This window comes from Natronomonas marina (assembly GCF_024298905.1).
GTDB lineage: Archaea > Halobacteriota > Halobacteria > Halobacteriales > Haloarculaceae > Natronomonas > Natronomonas marina.
The window spans coordinates 17276-37983 of record NZ_CP101154.1 but is presented as its reverse complement, the minus strand read 5'-3'; the positions used below and the strand labels follow the sequence as shown (position 1 = coordinate 37983).

Here is a 20708-nt window from a genome sequence, read left to right as displayed (position 1 = left end):
TGCGCCCGCCCATCCGACCCCCGGGTATGCTCCCGAACAGAGGCAGCCTCGAGGTCGAGGACCTCCTGAAGATCATCCTCGTCTTGATCATCGTCTGGATCCTCATCGAGATCGTCATGGAGGTCATCAGCTTCGTCTTCGCGCCGCTCGGGCCCCTGGTCGGTCTCGTCATCGTCGCGCTCATCATCGCGTACTTCCTCGATTACATCTAGTGTACAGCCTCAACGCGCCGGTTCCGACGGCGGTCGCCCGCCTGGCGAGCGGTCTGGCGGCCGACCTGCTGGACGCCACCGTCCGCGAGCGCCACACCCTCGTCGTCAAGCGCCTCGGCGACGGCGACCCCGGGGCGCTGGCCCGCGATGTCCGCGAGTTCGTCGCCGGCACCGCCCCCTTCGAGGCGCGCGTCACCGGTGTCGGGGGGTTCGATGACCCACCGACCGGTTCGGCCCCGGTCGCGTACCTCCGCGTCGAGTCGCCGGCCCTCGAACGACTCCACCGGCGGCTCTGCGAGCGGTTCGGGACCGTCGACGACCTGGAGGGCGACGATTACGTCCCGCACGTCACCGTCGCCCGCGGCGGCGACGCCGCCCGCCTCGTTGGTCGAGATGCCGACGTCGAGTGGACCATCGACCGACTCCTCGTCTGGTCCGGCCGCTACGACGAACCGGTCGAGGAAATCGCGCTCCCCTAGAAGAGGAGAAACGAAAGCAGGATGCCCAGCGCCGAGAACAGGATTACGACCCCGATGGGGTTGAGCGCGTACCGGAGCGGCGTGTCGTAGACGACCCGCTCGGTCGTCGTCCGCGGTGGCCGCACCGCCCGGACGGGGCCCGAGGCCAGGAGCGCCGGCCGGACCGGGGCCTCGGCGGCGCGGTCCACGAGCACCTCGGCGTCGAGTTCGCCGGCCGCCTCGAAGCGTTCGGGGTCGTAGCCGGCCGAGAGCAGCGCACCGGCACAGGGCTTGCAGACGACGTACTCCCGGTCGTCCTGGGTGTAGGCCGCCAGTTCGGCCGCCGAATCGGCGACGTGCTGACAGCGCTGGCAGACGTGCTGTCGGTCCGACCGCATCGTCGCGACGGCCGGCGGCGCGTCCGGGTCGGGAAACAGCGGCGCGTCGGCCTTCCGGTCGCCGTAGGCCGGGTCGTCGGCGTGCAGCGTCGCGTGACAGGGCTCACAGAGGGTGACCAGTTCGTCGAGCGCCTCCATCGAGGGTGCCGAGAACGGCACGGTGTGGTGGACCTCGAGTTCCCGTCCGGCGTCGGCGCCCGCCTCGTGGCCGCACCGCTGGCAGACCCACCCGTCCCGCTCGATGGCCGCCTCCCGGAGGGCCTCCCAGCGCGGTCCCTCGCCGTCGCGGGTTCGGCGCCGCTCGGCGCGCGGTTCGAGGCTCATGGCTCCGGGGGCGACCCCCCCCAGGCGTCCACGTCGCTGTAGAAGTTCAGCATGCCTATCTTGAGTTTGTCCGGTTCGACGTCGATGTGCTCGCTGCGCTCCTCCGGCGGGAAGGCCGGATAAACGCTGTAGTCGCCCAACTCGACGCGGTTCTCGTGGGTGTACCGCTCGTCGATGAGCACCCGGACGCCATAGTCGGTCGGCGAGCGGACGACCCGGCCCAGCGCCTGCCGCGTCTTCCGCACCGTCGGTATCTCGACGGCGTAGTGCCAGCCGGCGTCCTCGTCGCCCTCGTCGTCGCCGAACGACCCCTCGTAGGCGCGCTGGACGGCCTCCATGCGGTCGTCGAGGTGGGGATAGGGAACCCCGACCACCAGCACCGTGCGGGCGGCGTCATCGTCGAAGCTGACCCCCTCGGCGAGCGTGCCCCACAGCGACGTGAACAGCACCGCGTCGTCGTCGGCGACGAACGTCTCCCGGAGATCGTCGGCACGCGTGCCGGGTTCGTCGAGGTACGGCGTCGCGTCCCCCGAGAAGCGGTGGTAGTAGCGCTCGGCCTCGGCGTAACTCGGGAAGTACGCGAGCGTGTTGCCGGGCGTGAATCGGACGGCGTCCTCGATGGTCCCGCCGACCGTCTCCTGGACGCCGGGGTCGTCCCGCTGGCTGGCGAACAGCGCGGGCGTCTCGACGGCGTAGGTCCGGCGCCGCTCCTCGGGGAACTGCTCGCCGTAGGCCATCGTCACGGGGTCGTCGAGTCCGAGGACGTCCTCGGTGACGTCGAAGGGCCGCAGCGTCGCGCTCATCAGCACCGTCGCGTGCAGCTCCTCGAACAGCGGTTCGGTCACCTGCCGCGGCAGGCAGGTGTACAGTTCCGCGCGGCCGACGACGCCCGTCTCCGTCCGCCGGACGCCGACGACGGGGTACTGGCCCGGTTCGACAGCGGCGTCCATCCACTCCTCGACGAACGCCGCGGCCGACAGCGTCGGACACTCCTTGCGGGTCGTCGCCTCGCCGTCCTTGTAGGCCTGCTCGTAGCGGCGGTCCAGTTCCTCGCCGAGCGCCAGGGCCGCCTCGAGGTCCGTCTCGTACCCCTGGCCCGTGTAGTGGTCGAGGAAGGAAACCGAGAGGTCGTCGCGGCCCGTCTCGCTCTCGACGGTGACGTCCTCCCACTCCTCGCCGACAGCCTCCCGCTCGCCGAAGCCGAACGAGTCCTCGTAGGTCTCGACCAGCGCCGTCCGGAAGGCGCCGAGGACGTTTTCCGCCGCCTCCGCACGGGCGTCGTCGCACTCCTCGAGTTCGTCGAGGGCGCCGTCGAGCGTCCGCTCGGCCAGCGTCCGGGTCGCGTGGTCGCGGGCCGCGTCCGCGACGTTGTGGGCCTCGTCGAACACCGCGATGACGTCCTCGGGGTCCCGACCCAGCCACCGGAAGAACTGCTCGCGGATCATCGGGTCCAGCAGGTGGTGGTAGTTGCAGATGGCCAGGTCGATGCCCTCCATGCCGTCCTTCAGCAGTTCGTACCCACAGAGGTCCATCTCGTGGGCGTGCTCGTAGATCTCGTCGGGCGTCCGCACGTCCTCGTAGAGCCACGCGTAGAAGTCGTCGGTGTTCTCGGTGAGGTTGTTGTAGTAGCGGTCACAGACGTTCCGCTCCTCGCGGAGCGCCGCCATCGACGCCTCCAGTTCGTCGAGTTCCTCGGCGACGGCACCGCGGGCGCCAGCGGCCTCCTCGTCGCCGTCCTGGCTGGCCTCGAGCAGTTCCCGCTCCCGTTCCTCGAGGTCGGCGGCGTCGGCCTCCATGTCGACCAGTTCGCGGGTCGTGTCCCGCAGCGCCTGACACTCCTCGTAGCCCACGTCGATGTGGCACATCGACGCCTTCCCCCGGAAGACGACGGTGCGAATCGACTCCTCGGCGTTGATGGCGCGGGCCTCCTCGATGAACTGGCGGGTCTGCTGGTGGACGTTCGTCGTGATGACGACCGTCTTGCCCGCCGCCCGGGCGTACTCCAGGGCGGGCACGAGCGAGGCGAGCGTCTTGCCGGTGCCGCAGGCGCCCTCGAAGAGGACGTCCCGCCGTTCGACCAGCGCCTCCCGAATCTCTTCCATCGCCTCCGTCTGGTGATCGTACGGCTCCTCGTAGGGGAAGAAGCGACGGGCGCCGTCCGACTCGGACACACCTACTACTCCGGGGTTTTCGGATAAAAGGGTTCGGCGACCGGGGTGGAAGTTATTCCCGGAGCCCCCGAACCGCAGCGCCGATGTCGGCCACCAGTCGGGCGTCGTACGTCCAGAACCCCGAGTACCGGTCGTCGTCCCGCTGTCGGGCGAGGAGCGCACGCGCCCGCTCGCCGTCGCCGGGGGCCTCGAAGACGAGGAACCAAAACCGGCGGACCTCCTCGGCTGGCTCCGAGTGGAACGTGACGCCCGCCGGCGCGTCGTCGGGGGACGATTCGGCGTAGACGTGGACGTCGAGGTCGGTCTCGGCCGCGAGACGCTCGTAGACGTGACGCTGGCGGTGGAACGCCTCGACCCGCTGGAAGCCGACGTCGAGTCGCCCGCGACCGACGCGCCAGGCGAACCCCTCGATTTCGCGGGAGGCGACGAGCAGGTGCCGCCGCTCCAGCGAGGCGAAGACCGCGTCGTCGAGCAGTTCGAGGACGGCCTGCCGCCCCGCCCCGTCGACGTCGTCGAGGTCCCCGGCGGGCGCCTCGAGGACGTGCCGCAACCGCGATACCGGTATCGCCCCGAGGAACTCGTCGTCGCTGCTACGGACGACGACGAACCCCGACGTTGCGCCGGCCGGGAGCCGTCGCCGGATCACCGTCGCGTTCCGCGTCTCGAACCCCCGGAGTTCGTCGCCGCCGCCCTCGCCCGCGTAGAGGACGAGCCGTTTCCGCTCGGCTTCGACCTGCCGGAGCAGGTCGGCAGGGGTCACGCCGGGTCGCTGCGAGCGTCGTACTCCCGGGCCCGTCTGAGTATCGACGACAGTTCCGACGGGAGCGGCGACAGCGCCACCCTCCGCTGGTCGGGATCGTAGGCGACGAGACCCGCGTGGTCCAGTTTCGGAAGGTCGTTGTGGTACAGCGTATGCCGGATTCGATCCCGCGTCTCCGTACCGACCGAACGCGACCGACCGACCGCCTCCCACCCGGCGAGAACGTCGCACAGCTCCCGGACGCTCGCGGTGTCGTTCTCCTGTAGATAGTAGAGCACGCGTCGCCTCGGTTCCCGCGAGAGCGCCCGGTAGAACTCGTCGGCGTCGACGGACGGCTCTCGCCGTTCGTCCTCCCGTTTCGACTCCGTTCGTTCCGATGCGTCCCCGATCATGGTAGATGCTAACGTTCTAGCTAGCGGCAAATAATACTACCGATGCGGAGCCGAGACGGACCGGCTGCTGGAGGCGTGGCGACGAACGGAAGGACGGCGAGTCGAAAAGGTCGGTCAGGCCAGCGCGTTCAGCATCAGCACGAACACGCCCAGCAGGACCCCGAAGGCGACGACTGTGCGGGGGTCCATCGTGGGCGCGTTGCGACTCTCCTCGTCGAAGTACCGGACCAGCCCCGCGCTGGACATCAGCCCGCCGGAGTTCTCACCACTGCTCATACGCCCCGATTCGCGTCGGAGGCCCTAAGGGTTTCGGCACGGACCGGCGGTTGGGCCGTCCGAGCGGCCGGTTGGGAAACCCTTATGCGCGCGGCTGGAAAAGTCCCGATAGTCATGCCCGTCACGCTCAAGGACTTCTACGCGGACTGGTGCGGCCCGTGCAAGACGCAGGACCCCATCCTCGAGGAACTCGAGGAGGACTACCCCGACGTCGCCTTCGAGAAAGTCAACGTAGACGAACAGCAGGAGGTCGCAAACGAGTACCAGGTTCGCTCGCTGCCGACGCTCGTCGTCGAGAACGACGACGGCATCGTCGAGCGGTTCGTCGGCGTCACCCAGCGGGACGACATCGAGACGGCCCTCTCGCAGGCCGGCGCCTGACGGCGGCCGTCCCGCTCGCTTCTACTCGACCAGCGCCGACTCCAGCGCCTGCAGCGGGTGCCGTATCTCGTAGCCGGTGCCGTGTTCCATCTGCATCGCGCAGGTGGGACACTCCGTCATGCCGACCTCGCCGTCGGCGGCCTCCATGTGCTCGAACATCTCGGCGCCGATCTCCATCGAGTAGTCGTACTTCTCGGCCTTCCAGCCGTAGGTGCCGGAGATGCCCGAACAGGAGTCGCCGACGTCCTCGATGTCGGCGCCCTCGACCTCGCGGAACGTCTCTACGGCCTGCCGGGCCAGCCCCTGATTGCGGGCGTGACACGGCGCGTGGTAGGCGAAGGACTCCCCGTCGAGTTCGGCCTCGGAAAGCGCCCCCTCGAGGTCCTCGTTGATGCGGAGGTACTCCAGGGCCTCGAAGGTGTGCTCGGCGACGTCGTCGACGCCGTGGAGGTCGAACAGTTCGGGGTACTCCTGGCGCAGCGCCATCGAACAGGAGGTACAGGAGGCGATTACGTCGGCGCCGTCGCCGATGGCTGCGACCAGGTTCTCGACGTTCGTCTCGGCGTGCCGCCGGGCGTCCGGCAACATCCCGTTTGCGAACATCGGCGTCCCCGAGCACTTCTGCGGCGGCACCAGCACCTCGTAGCCGAACTCCTCGTAGACCCGGACCATCGCCTTGCCCACCTCCGGGGTGTTGTAGTTCGAGTAGCAGCCGTGGAAGTACGCCACCCGCTTGTCGGGGTTCTCGACGGCGGCACCGCCGCGCTTTCGCCACCACTCGCGGAACGTCTCCTCGGCGAAGTCGGGAAACTCCCGCTCGCTCGTGATGCCGAGCAGTTTCTCGCCGGCCCACTGCGTGACGCCGAGGCCGGTCACGAAGTTCGCCAGCCGGGGCGTCTTCGAGGCGATGGCCGCGAAGAACCGGTAGTTCGAGAGGATCCGGTTGCGGACGTACTCCCGGGAGAGTTTGTCCATCTGCTCGTCGACGTACTCGCCGCGAGCCTCGTTGTGCATCTGCGACAGCGGCACCGAGGAGGGGCAGGCGTCGTCACAGCGCATGCAGTTCGAACACGAGGTGATGGAGTCGTCGATATCGGCGTCCTCCTTGCGCTTCAGGCGCCACTGCTCGGGCCCCTGGAACTTCGGGCCGGGGAACGAGTCGTCGACCTCGGCGACCGGACAGGAGGTGTCACAGGAGGTGCACTTGTAACAGGAGTCCGACCCGGCCCGCAAATCGAGGTCGCCGCCCTCGAAGACGTCGACGGCGTCGTAGTCGTCGGGGTCGAGCGGGTCGGACGCCGCCCCGGTGCGCTCCTCCTCGTCCGACCCCGTCATCCCGGCACCTCCGCTGCCGCCTCGCGGCCGGCGACGAGGCCGGTCGCCAGCGAGACGCCGCTGGCGGACTTCTCGCGGGCCACGTCGGCGCCCGACAGCGTCGCGCCGGCGACGCGGACGTTCGGGAACTGCACCTCACCGTCGGGACCGAGCGGCCGGAGTCGGTCGTCGGTCCGGACGCCGAAGCGGGCGTACGGCTGGTCGCCGAAGGCGTCGTCGACGTACCACTCGTAGCGGTCCGCCGGGTGCGGGACGTGACACCCGAGCACGGGTTCGCGGACGCCCTCCCGGTCGGCGTCGATGCCCTTCCCGACGAGGCCGCCCGTCGCCAGCACGACCGCCTCGGCGGCGTAGGGCACCTCGCTGCCCGTCCGGTCGACCAGCAGTCGCTCGATGCGGCCCGCCCCGTCGGTCTCGCAGTCGACGACCGGGACGCCGGTCTCGTAGCTGACGCCGGCCGCATCGAGCGCCCCGTAGAGGCGGTCCTCCAGGCGGAGCCCCGGCAGACTGGGCGGGCCCATCGGCACCTCGAAGACGTCGGCGCCGAGCCGGTCCGCGAGGGCGGCCCTGACGGCGGCGGCCTCGTCGTCGCCGAGGAACGCCGGGAAGCCGACGCGTTCGGCGCCGCCCTCGACGTCGTCGAGGTGCGGTTCCACCGCGGCCGCAAGCGCCGCCCGCGCGGGCGTCCCCTCGACGGGTTCGTCCCGGTCCAGGGCGTGGGCGAAGCGGGTTATCTTGGCGTCCTCGCGGAAAGCCGCGGGGAACGCGACGTCGGCGCCGGCAACCTCGAAGGGAACGTCCGCGGCCGCGAGTCGGTCGGCGACCATCCGGGCGTCGAACGCCGACAGCGACCGGAAGCCGACGACGAGCATCGGCCGGTCGTCGCTGGCGAGGCCGGCGGCGGCCGAGGCGGGGTACCGGGCGGTCGGCTTGACCGCACCACCGAAGGTCGGCACGAGGGCGTTGCGGTCGGTGTGGCCGCCGCGGTAGCCGTCGACGGCGTCGTCGAACAGCGCCAGGCCCGCCCGCAGGGCGTCGGCGCCGACCAGGCGGTAGGGGTGGCTCTCCGGCAGGCGGTCGACGGCCTCGAAGGGGTCGGCGAGCGGGCCCTCCGGGTCCGGCCGGTCGGTGACGGCGCCGGTTCGGGCCGCCGTCGGCGTCGCCGTCGGGTCCTCGCCCGGCGGGTCGACCGGCGGCAGGTAGCCCAGCGCGTCGACGAGTCCCGAGGCCTGCTGGAGCGTCGACTGCTTGTGAGAGACCAGCCGGACGTCGGCACCCTCGCGGGCCGCCGACAGCGCGGCCGTGACGCCGGCGAGACCGCCCCCGACGACCACCACCTCGCTCGCTATCGCCATCCGGTCCCCCCGTCGGTCGCGGCGGATTCGCCGGGGGGCCCGGAGCCGTCGCGGGAACGGTCGCCGTCGTCGAAAGCGCCGAAATCGACCGAATCCTCGAGGATGGCGGGGTCGGCGTCGCGGTTCATCGTCGTCGCGTGCAGCATCCGGTTCAGCATCGCCTGCGAGAGCTGGTCGCCCCACAGCGCGTGCCGCTGGCCCTTCCAGCGCTCCTGGTACAGTTCGTCCAGCGACTCGCGGGCGGTCCCGGCGTCGAAGTCGGGGTACAGTTCCGCGGCCATCCGGTGACAGCAGAACGCCCCCTGGCAGTTGCCCATCGAGGCACGCGTCCGGATGCGGACGGCGTCGAGGTCGCTGCCGGCGTCGTCGATGGCGTCGCGGAGTTCGGCGCGGGTGACAGCCTCGCAGTCACAGACCACGGGGTTGGGACCGTCGACGTCCAGCACCGCCTCGGTCCGGGAGCCGAGCCGCTGGGCCGAACGGCGCGCGACCGGCGACCGGAGACCGAACGCCCGCATGTTCGATTCGAGGACCGAGGCGTCCTCGCTGCCGGGCAGCGGCGTTTCGGCCGTCCGACAGGTCGCGGAGACGCCGAGTTTCCCGCAGACGTGGTCGGCTACCCGCTCGGCCATCAGCCGGTAGGTGGTGAGCTTCCCGCCGACGATGCTCGTCATCCCGGGCAGACCGTCGCGGTCGGCGTGGTCGAGCAGAAAGAAGTCCCGCGTGACGTCGGTGGGGTCCTCGGTGCCGGAGCCGGGCGGTTCGTAGAGCGGGCGGACGCCCCAGAAGGAACGCAGCGTCCGGGCCTCCGCGAGGACGGGGACGAGTTTCGCCAGTTCGTCGACGACGAGGTCGACCTCCCACCGCTCTTCGGGGTAGTCCTCGGGGTCCGCCACCTCCTCGTCGGTCGTCCCGAGGATGCAGGCCGTCTCGTGGGGGACGACGATGTCGGCGTCGCCCTTGGGTCGACAGCGGTTGATCACCGTGTCGACCTGCCGGCTGTTCATCACGGTCATCACGCCCTTCGAGGGCCGGACCTCGACGTCGACGCCGGCCATCGCACCCAGTTGCCCGGCCCAGGCGCCGGTCGCGTTGACGACGTGGTCGGCCTCGATGCGCTCGGTGCCGGTGCCGTCGCCGCGCTTCTCGGGGTCGGTCCCGTGGTCGAGTTCGACGCCGACCACCTCGCCGGATTCGACGAGGACGTCGGTCACCTCGGCGTGGGTGGCGACGCGGGCGCCGTGGGACTCGGCGGCGGCGGCGTTGGCCACGCAGAGCCGGAAGGGGTCGATGGCCGCGTCGGGCACCGCGATGGCCCTGTCGATGTCCGCCGCGAGGTACGGTTCGCGCTCGCGGGCCTCCTCGGCGGAGAGGACCTCGGCGGGGATGTCGCAGGCCTCCAGTCCCTCGAGTTTCTCCTGGAAGTACTCCTCGGTGTCCTCGGGCCGTTTGACGAACAGTCCGCCGGTCTCCTCGACGCAGTGGGCCGCGATGTCCCGGAGGACGTGGTTCTCCTCGATGCACTCGGTCGCGCTGGCCCGGTCGGAGACGGCGTAGCGGCCGCCGCTGTGCAACAGGCCGTGCATCCGGCCCGTCGTCCCGTGGGTCAGGTTCCCCTTCTCGACGAGCGTGACGTCGATGCCCCGCATCGAGAGGTCCCGGGCGATGCCACAGCCCGTCGAGCCGCCGCCGACGACGAGGACTTCGGTCACGTCCACCCGCGTAGGTCTCGGGAGACCTTATTCTTACCTCCGGCGGCCGCCGTCCGGTAATTATGCGGCCGAGCCCCCCGACCACCGCCGACGCCGCTCGGTTCCCCGCTGTCGCCGTACCCTCGCGTGGTAACGTCCTGCACAAACTTTATCGGATCGTGCGGTGATGTTCACGTTCGCTTCCCGTCCAGTAGTGAACTATCGGTCGGCGATTGTGAAGCACGACGGCCGCAGACACTCGAAGGAGAGACGATGGCAGCAAACACCTACGTCGGTGCGGTCGACCAGGGGACGACGGGCACCCGGTTCATGGTCTTCGACCACGGGGGCCAGGTCGTCGCAGAGGCCTACGAGAAACACGAACAGATCTACCCGGAACCCGGGTGGGTCGAGCACGACCCCGCGGAGATATGGGCGAACACCAGGACCGTCGTCAGCAGGGCGCTCCGGGAGGCGAGTCTCGACCCCGAGCAACTGGCGGGAGTCGGCATCACCAACCAGCGCGAGACGACCCTGATCTGGGACGGCGAAACCGGCAAGCCCGTCTACAACGCCCTGGTCTGGCAGGATCGCCGAACCACGGACCGGGTCGAGGAGCTACGGGCCGACGGGAAGGCCGAGTGGATACGCGAGAAGACCGGCCTCGAGTGTGACGCCTACTTCTCGGCGACGAAGGCCGAGTGGCTCCTGAACAACGCCGACCCCATCGAAATCGACCGCATCGGACCGGGGGACGTCCGCGAGCGCGCCGAGGCCGGCGAACTCATGCTCGGCACCGTCGACTCGTGGCTGATCTACAAGCTCACGGGCAACCACGTCACCGACGTCACCAACGCCTCCCGGACGATGCTGTACGACATCCGGGAGATGGAGTGGGACGACGAACTCCTCGAGGAGTTCGACGTTCCCGCCGAACTGCTGCCGGAGGTGCGACCGTCCAGCGACGACGCCCACTACGGCCACACCGACCCCGAGGGGTTCCTCGGCGCCGACGTTCCGGTCGCCGGCGCCTTAGGCGACCAGCAGGCCGCGCTGTTCGGTCAGACCTGCTTCGACGAGGGCGACGCCAAGAACACCTACGGCACCGGCGCCTTCTTCCTGATGAACACCGGCGACGAACCCGTCGAGTCCGACCACGGCCTGCTGACGACGGTCGGCTTCCAGCGCTCGGGCGACCCCGTCCAGTACGCCCTGGAGGGTGCCATCTTCGCCACCGGCGCCGCCATCGAGTGGCTCGTGGACGTCGGACTGATCGACGACCCCGCCGAGACCGCCGAACTCGCACGCGCCGTCGACTCCACCGACGACGTCTACGTCGTCCCCGCCTTCGCCGGACTGGGCGCGCCCCACTGGGACGGCCGCGCGCGCGGCACCATCGTCGGGATGACCCGCGGCACCCGCCGCGAGCACGTCGTCCGGGCGACGCTGGAGTCCATCGCCTACCGGACCCGCGACGTCGCCGAGGCCATGGAGGCCGACTCCGGCATCGAGATGGGCCGGCTCCGCGTCGACGGCGGCGCGGTCAAGAACGACTTCCTCTGTCGGCTCCAGTCGGACGTCCTCCAGACGGACATCGTCCGACCCGAGGTCGACGAGACGACCGCCCTCGGCGCGGCGTACGCCGCCGGCCTGGCCGTCGGCTACTGGGACTCCGTCGACGAACTCCGCGCGAACTGGCAGGTCGACCGTCGGTTCTCCCCCGAGATGCGCCGCGGGCAAGCCGACGCGATGTACGACCGCTGGGGCGACGCCGTCGAGCGGTCGCTCGACTGGGCCGAAGAGGAGGAGGGCGAACCGTGACCGCCGCTTCCCGCGCCCGGGCCTGCCGGGACCCCGCTTTTCGACGCTGGTCTGCCGGCGGCGCTTCGACATCGAACACGGGGGGAGCCGGGGGGTCGCGGATCACACCTGCTCGAAGTTCGCGGGCGAGGTGGCCGCTCGGACCGATGGAAAGCGAGGAAAGAAACCAACCAGAAGGCAGGATAGATTATTACGTCCGTGGACCCGATAGGTAGGTGTGATGGCCTCTTCGAGTAGCGAACCCTCGGACGAACTGGCAACCGCGGTGGGACGGTACGTTCTCGGCGACCTCTCGCTCGGACGTGCCGCCGAAGCAGCCGGTATGTCCCGCTGGGAGTTCGAGGAACTGCTGGAGGAAGCTGGCTTCACGTCGATCTATGGGCCGCGCACCGACGACCAGCTCCAAGTGGAGCTCGACGGCGCACTCGATCTCGGCGAGTAGATGCCGGACGGGTACCCGCAGCCCGTTTTCCTCGACGCAACCGTCATCAGTAATTTCGCCAGCGCGAACTCCGTCGACTTCCTCGTTCACCTCCTCGAAGCGCCATTCGTCGTCCCTGCGGTCCGTGATGAAATCGAACGGGGCGTCGATTTCGGCCACGAGTACCTGTCCGAAGCGGTCGAAGCGTTCGACGACACTCTCCCAGTCGGCGACGTTCCACCCGAAGCGGAGGGCGTAAAGCTCCGTGACCGGCTCAATCCCGGAGAGACGGAGACGTTACGCGGAGCCGTCGAACGTGACGGGACCATCGCCACGGACGACCTCGCAGCGCGCCGTCTTGCGGCGGAACTAAACGTCTCCGTTACCGGGTCAATCGGTCTCCTCGTCCTCGGCATCGAACGCGAACGCATCGACAGCGAAACCGCAGACGAATGGGTGGATGTCTGGCAGAACGAACGCGGATACTACGCCCCCGTCGAGAGCGTTACCGAACTACTGGACGAATAGAACCGGCGAGAACGGAATCGGAGAGTCGTCGCGCAGTCGTGAACCTCTCTGACGTGACTGTTTACCGGACACTCTTCGAAACCATCCGCGGGAACACGGACCGCCTCGGTGCTGCCGAAGAGTATACAACGCGCGAGAAAAGCGGAGACCAGAGATGTCGTCCCGTCGGCCTTAGGGTAAGAGAGCCAAGGGCCGGATTTGAACCGGCGTATAGCGGCTCTGCAGGCCGCCGCGTAAGGCCAGACTCTGCCACCTTGGCGCACTCGGACGTAACGCTGTGGACCGTTTAAGCGTAGCGGTCCACCCGCAGCCGCGGAACGTCGAGGAAGCCGGAGCGGGTCGAGCGGGACCGGCGGTCCCGCTGACCGTGCGAACGGCGACCGCGTCGCCGTGAGCAGAGAGTGGCTCTCCGCAGCGAGCGAAGCGAGCGAGGAAGCCCGAGGGAGTAAAAAGTGGGTCTAGTACGACCGCGGCAGGCCCAGCGTGTGCTCGGCGACGTGGTTCCGCATCATCTCGGTCGAGCCGGGCGCGACCTTGCCCAGCCGCGACCCCTTCCACATCTCGATGACGGTGTACTCCCGCGAGAAGCCGTTGCCGCCGTGGGTCTGCAGCGCCACGTCGGTCGCGTCGTGCCCGACCTCCGTCGCCCGCAGCTTCGCCATGTTGGACACCTCGGCGGTCTTCTTCGGGTCCGGTTCGTTGTCGACCATCCAGGCGGCCTTCCGGGTGAGCAGCCCCGCGGACTGTAGCTTCGCCCACGAGTCCGCGATGGGGTGCTGGACGCCCTGGTGGGCGCCGATGGGCTGGTCGAAGACCTCACGCTCGTTGGCGTAGTCGACCGCCCGCTCGATGGCGCACTTGCCGACGCCGATGGCGCCCGACGCACCCAGCAGTCGCTCGGGGTTGACCGTGTCGAACAGCTGGTACAGACCCATGCCCTCCGTGCCGATGACGTCGTCCTCGTGGGCGCGGTAGCCGTCGATGGACAGTTCGAACTGCTTTTCTGGCGTCGGGATGCCCACGTCGAGTTCCCGGCGCTCGATGGCCGAGTCCTGCGGGTCGACGAGAAATAGCGTTATTCCCTGCATCTTCGCGGACTCGTCCTTCGGCGACGTCCGGGCGACGAGCAGCATCCGGTCGGCGAGGTCGACACCGGAAATCCACTGTTTCGTGCCGTCGATGACGAACTCGTCGCCGTCCCGCTCGGCGAAGGTGTCCATGTTCGGCGCGTTGTGGCCCGCGTCGGGTTCCGTCAGCGCCATCGCGAAGTTCACGTCGCCGTCACAGATGCCCGGCAGCCACTCCTCCTTCTGCTCCTCGCTGCCGTTCTCGGTCAGCGTAATTCCCCCGAAACAGACGTTGACGACGAACAGCATCTCCGCGCCGAGACAGCCGTTGGCGCACAGTTCCTCGACGATGGCCGACAGTTCCCAGAACCCCATCCCCTCGCCGCCGTACTCGGTGGGGATGGCCGCCCCCAGGAAGCCCGCGTCGGCGCAGTCGTTCCAGAACTCCGTCGGTTCCTTGCCCTCCGAGACCTCGAGGAAGTACTCGTCGTCGTAATCCGACGCGATCTCCCGGGCCGTCTCCCGGATCATCTCCAGTTCCTGTGTCTCCTCGAAACCGACCGACGGGGATTGTGAGACTGTCATACACACCGCAAAGGACCGCAAGCACTTAAACTGTGGAACTTACCACGCTCGCAGAGTTTACAGCGATGTGACGGGTACGTAAATGAAAAACCCCCACCCAGCTGACGCTGAGTGGGGGTTGAAAACGGGAATGAATGGCAGGCGGCGAACCGGTTTTCCCAGAGGCTCGCGCACTCCAGTACTCGTCGGAACGCTGGCGGGCTTATCTTCCGTGTTCGGGATGGGTACGGGAGTGTCCCCGCCGCTGTGGCCGCCTTAACGCCGGCTCGCGGAATCGAACCGCGATGCGGTACCAACCGCCGGTGGTGTCCGTGTGTACGTGCGATCCAGTTTACGCCCGGACCCGCTTCATCGGGCGGAGCGACAATGATTGGTGGCTTCGGTCGGTTAGTGCTCGCGGGCTGAACGCCTCGTTGCCTCGGCGCGTACACCCCGAGTCTATCGAACTCCTCTTCTAGGAGAGACCTCGGTGACGCTTCTTTTCCAGGTGGGTTTCCGGCTTAGATGCGTTCAGCCGTTACCCCGTGGTGCGTAGCTGCCCGGCAGCGCCCTCTCGGACGACCGGTAAACCAGTGGCACCCAACCGTAGTTCCTCTCGTACTATACGGTCGTTCCTGTCAAGCGTCAGACACACCCAGTAGATAGCAGCCGACCTGTCTCACGACGGTCTAAACCCAGCTCACGACCTCCTTTAATAGGCGAACAACCTCACCCTTGCCCGCTTCTGCACGGGCAGGATGGAGGGAACCGACATCGAGGTAGCAAGCCACTCGGTCGATATGTGCTCTTGCGAGTGACGACTCTGTTATCCCTAGGGTAGCTTTTCTGTCATCAATGGCCCGCATCGGGCAGGCTCATCGGTTCGCTAGACCACGCTTTCGCGTCAGCGTTCCTCGTTGGGAAGAACACTGTCAGTCCATCTTTTGCTCTTGCACTCTCCGTCGGGTCTCCGTCCCGACTGAGATGGACTTAGGGCGCGCTCGATATCTTTTCGAGCGCGTACCGCCCCAGTCAAACTGCCCGGCTATCGGTGTCCTCCTCCCGGAGTGAGGGTCACAGTCACTGACGGGTAGTATTTCACGGGTGCCTGGGCGCCGTGCTAGCGCACGGGCCTCGGTAACGGCTCCTACCTATCCTGCACATCAGCGACCATGTCCCAGCGACAGCCTGCAGTAAAGCTCCATAGGGTCTTCGCTTCCCCCTGGGTGTCTCCAGACTCCGCACTGGAACGTATAGTTCACCGGGCCCAACGTTGGGACAGCGACGCTCTCGTTAATCCATTCATGCAAGCCGCTACTGAAGCGGCAAGGTACTACGCTACCTTAAGAGGGTCATAGTTACCCCCGCCGTTGACGGGTCCTTCGTCCCATTGTACTGGGTGTTCAGATACCCGCACTGGGCAGGATTCAGTGACCGTACGAGTCCTTGCGGATTTGCGGTCACCTATGTTGTTACTAGACAGTCGGAGCGTCCTAGTCACTGCGACCTGCCTCTCTCCGAGGCAGGCACCCCTTATCGCGAACTTACGGGGCCAGATTGCCGAATTCCCTAACGTCGGTTGTTCCCGACAGGCCTTGCCTTTCGCCGGCATGAGCACCTGTGTCGGATCTCGGTACGGACGTCGTGCTTGCCTTTTCACGGGCCCCAGGTTGAACCGACTTACGCTATCCTGCCGTTCGTCCGCTTCGTGCCGTTACGGCTTCCACGGATTTGGACAGTTCGACCGGGCGAAGGCCCGGTTCGGTCGACCCCAAGGCGTCGGCGTTGAGTGCACGGCGGCACTGGAATATTAACCAGTTTCCCTGTTTGACCCGCTCGAATTGCGACGAGTCTTAGGACCGGCTAACCCTCGGCTGACGAACATTGCCGAGGAACCCTTGCTCATTAGGCCGTCGGGATTCACACCCGACTATCGCTGCTACTGTAACCAGGATTTTCTTCACCAGTCGGTCCACTCGAGCTCTCGCCCGAGCTTCCACCCAACCGGAGTGCCGACCTACGGAACCACGCGGTGAGGCGTGTCGCCAGGTCTCGGTGGTGGACTTGAGCCCCGATCATTTTGGGCGCCCCGAACCTCGGCCGGTAAGCTGTTACGCTTTTCTTAGAGGGTAGCTGCTTCTAAGCTCACCTCCCGGCTGTCTAGGGCTCGGGACCACCTTCAATCGCACTTAGTCCACACTTGGGGACCTTAACCCAGCTCTGGGTTGTCTCCCTCACGCTGCACAGGCTTACCCCGCACAGCGGACTCCCTGCGTCCACGGCGTCCGTGAGTTCGGAGTTTGACAGGAGGTCCGACTCCTCTCGGAGTCGGGGCCTCCAATCAGTCTCTCTACCCCACGAACTACCTCGGCAGAGGTCATGCTTCGACATGTTTCGGTCGGAACCAGCTGTTTCCGGGTTCGATGGGCCTTTCACCCCTACACGTAGATCACGAGAGGGTATTGTAGGACACCAACTCTAACGGACCTCCACGTAGCTTTCGCCACGCTTCGTCCTGTCCACGCGTAGATCACCCGGTTTCGGGTCGTACCCGTCTGACTCCCCGCGCTTGAACACGGCGGCCCTGGCAATGCTGCGGCCATGTCGGTTTCCCTACGCCTTCCCCGATACTCGGGTTAGACTCGCCAGACAAGTACACTCCCTGGTTCGTTTTTCAAAACGTACGACGGAACACCGGCTTCCGGAGCGTCCTACTGGAGACTCGCGTCTCGGTCGTTTTGCTACGGACCTTTCGTGCCCCGTCGCTCTATCGCCACCTGATTTCAAGCCCTATTTCACCTCCCTTCTCGGGGTGCTTTTCAGCGTTCGCTCACGCTACTTGTTCGCTATCGGTCTCAGGACGTATTTAGTCTTGGCAGACGATGTCTGCCGGATTCACGAGGAATTTCCAATCCCCGTTACTCTGGAGCTGACGCACGGCGTACTAGGTCCCGATACGGGGTTGTCACCCTGTATCACGCTCCGTTCCAGGAGACTTCTCGAGACGGTTCGGCCGATGGGAGTCAGTCCGAACACCACATTGCCCGAAGGCTTCGGTTTGGACTGTGTCGCGTTCACTCGCGGTTACTAACGACATCGCATTCGCTTTCTCTTCCTGCCCCTACTAAGATGTTTCAATCCGGGGCGTTCCCCATTGCGCGAAGCAATTGCGGTGGGGATTCCCATTAGGAGATCCCAGGTTCTAAGCCTCCGTGCGGCTCCCCTGGGCTTATCGCAGCTTGGCACGTCCTTCGTCGGCGCCTGAGCCGAGCTATTCACCAGATGGCACAGTAGCCACGGTAATGATAGATCGCTCTGCGACCCGATGAAACGGGTCCAGTGAGCGTCTGGATCGCACGTACACACGGTCTCATACACTCGCCCGTCGACTGCGGGAGAGCGTCCACCCTTCCCACTCGCGCTTGCACGGAGTGGTGCATCGGTTCTGCGTACCCGAGTCGAACCGCGTTTCCCACTTAAGGGACACGGTTCGAGGCGGGTACGTGAGATGGACCCACTGGGATTCGAACCCAGGGCATCCTCCTTGCAAAGGAGGCACTCTACCACTGAGCTATGGGCCCGACCAGCTAGCCCTGACAGTTCAAAGGTGCTCGGTCGGCCACGGTCACCGAACGACGATAGACGGCCAAAGGTGGGCTGGGGCGAACCCCAGTCCCGGACGTTAGGAGGTGATCCAGCCGCAGATTCCCCTACGGCTACCTTGTTACGACTTAAGCCCCCTTGCGGAGCCCAGATTCGACCTGGGAACCAGGCCTCATCCGGACCCCACTCGGGTGCTTTGACGGGCGGTGTGTGCAAGGAGCAGGGACGTATTCACCGCGCGCTTCTGACACGCGATTACTACCGAATCCAGCTTCATGCGGGCGGGTTTCAGCCCGCAATCCGAACTACGACCAGGTTTAGGAGATTAGCTTCGCCTCTCGGCGTCGCGTCCCACTGTCCTGGCCATTGTAGCCCGCGTGTAGCCCAGCTCATTCGGGGCATACTGACCTACCGTTGCCCGTTCCTTCCTCCGTCTTGGCGACGGCAGTCCCCCTAGTGTACCCAGCCATCGCGAGATGCTGCTGGCAACTAGAGGTGCGGGTCTCGCTCGTTGCCTGACTTAACAGGACGCCTCACGGTACGAGCTGACGGCGGCCATGCACCTCCTCTCAGCAGCGTCGGGTAAGGTCATCAACCTGACCGTCATTACTGCTGTCGGAGCTGGTGAGATGTCCGGCGTTGAGTCCAATTAAACCGCAGGCTCCTCCGGTTGTAGTGCTCCCCCGCCAATTCCTTTAAGTTTCATCCTTGCAGACGTACTTCCCAGGCGGCTCGCTTCACGGCTTCCCTACGGCACAGCACAGGCTCGTAGCCTGTGCCACACCTAGCGAGCATCGTTTACAGCTAGGACTACCCGGGTATCTAATCCGGTTCGAGACCCTAGCTTTCGTCCCTCACTGTCGGATCCGTCCTCCCGAGGTGCTTTCGCCATCGGTGGTCCGTCCAGGATTACGGGATTTCACTCCTACCCCGGACGTACCCCTCGGGTCTTCCGGTCCCAAGCCGAACAGTTTTCGCCGGACGCCCACACGTTGGGCGCGTGGATTTCCCGACGAACTTGCTCGGCCAGCTACGGACGCTTTAGGCCCAATAATATCGGCCATCACTTGGGCTGCCGGTGTTACCGCGGCGGCTGGCACCGGTCTTGCCCAGCCCTTGTTCCTGTACCACCTTACGGTACAGAAAAGCGAGGGCTCTATGCCCTCGCACTCGGTGTCCCCCTATCGCACTGGCGTGCAGTGTAAAGGTTTCGCGCCTGCTGCGCCCCGTAGGGCCCGGAATCGTGTCTCAGATTCCGTCTCCGGGCTCTCACTCTCATGACCCGTACCGATTATCGGCACGGTGGGCCGTTACCCCACCGTCTACCTAATCGGCCGCAGCCACATCCTATGGCGCCGGAGCGTTTCACACATCCGCCACTCCAGGCTGGATGTGCTATCCGGGATTAGCCTCAGTTTCCCGAGGTTATTCCGGTCCATAGGGCAGTTTGGCCACGTGTTACTGAGCAGTTTGCTACGTTAGACGTACAACTCGCATGGCTAAGTCGGACACCGATAGCAATGGCCTCCGGCAGGATCAACCGGAATGTGTTCCCCGAACTTGTTACCCAGCTCGGGGAGGGTTTGGCGGGAACACACCCAAAAGGTGTGTTTCCATCAATGTCTATCGGCGTTCAGTGACGCTCGGACCGACCGAGTGTCACCGAACTGCCAGGGCTAACATCAGATCCCATCTATACGGCGGACCGCAGGGGTGGAATCCTCATTTCCTTCGGACCTAATCGTAGTCCACGACGGGTCATAAACCCACCGGAACTCGACCGGTCCGTGAGCGAGAGCGGGTTCGAACCACCCTCGACCACGTCGCGTCACGTCCGGCCGCCACGGCGGTCGCAGCGAGCCGAATCGAGCGTCGGATCGGCGGTGTGCCGAGCCGACCTCCGTACTTGGGTTCGAGCGCCCTGATACACTTAAGGGCATCGAACCGGGACGACGCCGGAATGCGATTCCACGCCGCCCTCGTACTTCAACCGAAACGCCCTGTTACACTTAAGGGCGTCGGATTGCCCGCGCCGGGCGATGGCCCGGCGAGGTGCGTACTCCGAATCGAGCGCCCTGTCGAACATAAGGGCGTCGATACGAGACGACTCGAAGAGCCGTCCCGCCCGGGGCGTCACGCCCCGCGTCCTTCGCGTTCCGTTCGATGGGAGTGGTAGTATTAAGCCCATCGAAGTACACGGACCACGTCACGCGATTTCATGGCCCTAGTGCCGTGTGAATGGTCCCCGCGTGAGTCCGGAACGCCCACCCCGAGGTCCCGGCGCGCGCGGTCGCCCATGGGCCCGTCTCACACATGTCGGGTTTCGGGTAGGAAACTGTGGCGCGGCTGGAAACCGTATCCGTCATCCCGCGCGCACACGCGAGGTCGGGACGCGTGAGGGCCGCGCAGCCCCGGCTACGGGGCGGCGATGCATAGCCGTTCGGAAAAACGTGAGTGCTTAGATTTCCTCGAGGTGCTCGATGCCCTGCTTGGAGACGTTGGCCTCCGTTATCTCCTCGGGCATCCAGTCGGGGCTGTCGTCGGGTGCCGCCTCCTGCCAGGCCCAGCCCTCGTAGATGTGGACTTTCTTCGTTCCCTTCTCGCGGAGCCGAAGCTCCTTGTGCTCGGCGTGCTGCTCGGTGTCGGCGGGGTCGAGCCGACGGGCAGCTTTCAGCGCCGCCTGTCGCGGCGTCCGTCCCGAGAAGACGCTCGTCTCGTTGCCGGTCTGGTCGCGTAGCGCGAAGTTTCGTTTGTCGTCGTCGTCGCGTGCCATGGTTTGCTCTCCTCCGTGCGACAACTGCACACACGCCGTTATAAATATATCCCCCAAGCGGGGTGTTTCCGTCCCCCGACTTATAAACGTCGCCGCGAAGCGAGTCGAAAACCCGCCGACGGAACCCGCCATCGACCCCTCTATCACCCTCCTGCGCGCTCGCGCGCACCCCGATTCC

Annotated in this window: 16 protein-coding genes, 2 tRNA genes and 3 rRNA genes; 6 read left to right on the top strand and 15 right to left on the bottom strand. The window is 66.5% G+C overall.

What is annotated here, in order from left to right; all coding sequences use genetic code 11:
* Positions 1-26: 26 nt before the first annotated feature.
* A complete protein-coding gene (locus NLF94_RS00200; RefSeq protein ID WP_254839444.1) occupies positions 27-212 on the top strand; it encodes a DUF7554 family protein in 186 nt (61 codons plus the stop codon).
* Positions 212-691 carry a 2'-5' RNA ligase family protein gene (locus NLF94_RS00195; RefSeq protein WP_254839443.1) on the top strand — a complete coding sequence of 160 codons (480 nt, stop codon included), beginning with the start codon at positions 212-214 and terminating at the stop codon, positions 689-691. The genes NLF94_RS00200 and NLF94_RS00195 overlap by 1 nt, the downstream gene beginning before the upstream one ends.
* On the opposite strand, the gene NLF94_RS00190 is transcribed toward NLF94_RS00195, so the two are convergent.
* The 5 genes from NLF94_RS00190 to NLF94_RS00170 form a co-directional block, all read right to left on the bottom strand.
* Positions 688-1392, bottom strand: a complete 705-nt coding sequence (locus tag NLF94_RS00190; protein WP_254839442.1) for an HNH endonuclease — start codon at positions 1390-1392, stop codon at positions 688-690. The genes NLF94_RS00195 and NLF94_RS00190 overlap by 4 nt on opposite strands.
* Positions 1389-3563 (bottom strand): ATP-dependent DNA helicase, encoded by a 2175-nt coding sequence (locus tag NLF94_RS00185; RefSeq protein WP_256558665.1) that lies wholly within the window; start codon positions 3561-3563, stop codon positions 1389-1391. Before NLF94_RS00185 ends, NLF94_RS00190 begins: the two co-directional genes overlap by 4 nt.
* 52 nt (positions 3564-3615) lie before the next feature.
* Positions 3616-4323, bottom strand: coding sequence for a DICT sensory domain-containing protein (locus tag NLF94_RS00180; protein ID WP_254839441.1), 708 nt, complete (start codon positions 4321-4323; stop codon positions 3616-3618).
* Complete coding sequence (locus NLF94_RS00175; protein ID WP_254839440.1) at positions 4320-4715, bottom strand: DUF7344 domain-containing protein; 396 nt, start codon at positions 4713-4715, stop codon at positions 4320-4322. The genes NLF94_RS00180 and NLF94_RS00175 overlap by 4 nt, the downstream gene beginning before the upstream one ends.
* 114 nt (positions 4716-4829) lie before the next feature.
* Positions 4830-4991 (bottom strand): preprotein translocase subunit Sec61beta, encoded by a 162-nt coding sequence (locus NLF94_RS00170; RefSeq protein ID WP_254839439.1) that lies wholly within the window; start codon positions 4989-4991, stop codon positions 4830-4832.
* A gap of 114 nt (positions 4992-5105) precedes the next feature.
* On the opposite strand from NLF94_RS00170, the gene NLF94_RS00165 reads away from it, so the two are divergent.
* Positions 5106-5372 carry a thioredoxin family protein gene (locus NLF94_RS00165; RefSeq protein ID WP_254839438.1) on the top strand — a complete coding sequence of 89 codons (267 nt, stop codon included), beginning with the start codon at positions 5106-5108 and terminating at the stop codon, positions 5370-5372.
* 21 nt (positions 5373-5393) lie between these two features.
* Here NLF94_RS00165 and NLF94_RS00160 read toward each other — a convergent pair whose 3' ends face one another.
* The 3 genes from NLF94_RS00160 to glpA are packed head-to-tail and all read right to left on the bottom strand — an operon-like array spanning position 5394 to position 9780.
* Positions 5394-6707 carry an anaerobic glycerol-3-phosphate dehydrogenase subunit C gene (locus tag NLF94_RS00160; RefSeq protein WP_254839437.1) on the bottom strand — a complete coding sequence of 438 codons (1314 nt, stop codon included), beginning with the start codon at positions 6705-6707 and terminating at the stop codon, positions 5394-5396.
* Positions 6704-8062 (bottom strand): glycerol-3-phosphate dehydrogenase subunit GlpB, encoded by a 1359-nt coding sequence (glpB, locus tag NLF94_RS00155; protein ID WP_254839436.1) that lies wholly within the window; start codon positions 8060-8062, stop codon positions 6704-6706. The genes NLF94_RS00160 and glpB overlap by 4 nt, the downstream gene beginning before the upstream one ends.
* Positions 8053-9780: an anaerobic glycerol-3-phosphate dehydrogenase subunit GlpA gene (glpA, locus tag NLF94_RS00150; protein ID WP_254839435.1), complete on the bottom strand. Its 1728-nt coding sequence runs from the start codon at positions 9778-9780 to the stop codon at positions 8053-8055. Before glpA ends, glpB begins: the two co-directional genes overlap by 10 nt.
* Before the next feature lie 246 nt (positions 9781-10026).
* On the opposite strand from glpA, the gene glpK reads away from it, so the two are divergent.
* From glpK to NLF94_RS00135, 3 genes are all read left to right on the top strand, one after another.
* The gene (gene glpK / locus NLF94_RS00145; protein WP_254839434.1) at positions 10027-11574 is read left to right on the top strand and encodes a glycerol kinase GlpK; all 1548 of its coding nucleotides are present in this window, start codon (positions 10027-10029) and stop codon (positions 11572-11574) included.
* Positions 11575-11794: 220 nt separating this feature from the next.
* Positions 11795-12016 (top strand): UPF0175 family protein, encoded by a 222-nt coding sequence (locus NLF94_RS00140; RefSeq protein ID WP_254839433.1) that lies wholly within the window; start codon positions 11795-11797, stop codon positions 12014-12016.
* Positions 12017-12523, top strand: coding sequence for a PIN domain-containing protein (locus NLF94_RS00135; protein ID WP_254839432.1), 507 nt, complete (start codon positions 12017-12019; stop codon positions 12521-12523).
* A gap of 183 nt (positions 12524-12706) precedes the next feature.
* On the opposite strand, the gene NLF94_RS00130 is transcribed toward NLF94_RS00135, so the two are convergent.
* The 7 genes from NLF94_RS00130 to NLF94_RS00100 all read right to left on the bottom strand — a co-directional run bounded on the left by NLF94_RS00130 (position 12707) and on the right by NLF94_RS00100 (position 20530).
* Positions 12707-12782 (bottom strand) — tRNA-Cys (locus NLF94_RS00130).
* Positions 12783-12981: 199 nt separating this feature from the next.
* Positions 12982-14175, bottom strand: a complete 1194-nt coding sequence (locus NLF94_RS00125) for an acyl-CoA dehydrogenase family protein (protein WP_254839431.1) — start codon at positions 14173-14175, stop codon at positions 12982-12984.
* A gap of 136 nt (positions 14176-14311) precedes the next feature.
* Positions 14312-14433: ribosomal RNA gene (gene rrf, locus NLF94_RS00120) — 5S ribosomal RNA — on the bottom strand.
* Positions 14434-14543: 110 nt separating this feature from the next.
* A 23S ribosomal RNA gene (locus tag NLF94_RS00115) occupies positions 14544-17457 on the bottom strand.
* A 206-nt stretch (positions 17458-17663) separates the two neighbouring features.
* Positions 17664-17735 (bottom strand) — tRNA-Ala (locus NLF94_RS00110).
* A gap of 103 nt (positions 17736-17838) precedes the next feature.
* Positions 17839-19304 (bottom strand): 16S ribosomal RNA (locus NLF94_RS00105).
* The 16S, 23S and 5S rRNA genes sit together here with 1 tRNA gene alongside, the layout of an rRNA operon.
* 911 nt (positions 19305-20215) lie before the next feature.
* Positions 20216-20530 (bottom strand): non-histone chromosomal MC1 family protein, encoded by a 315-nt coding sequence (locus NLF94_RS00100; protein ID WP_254839430.1) that lies wholly within the window; start codon positions 20528-20530, stop codon positions 20216-20218.
* Positions 20531-20708 lie beyond the last annotated feature (178 nt).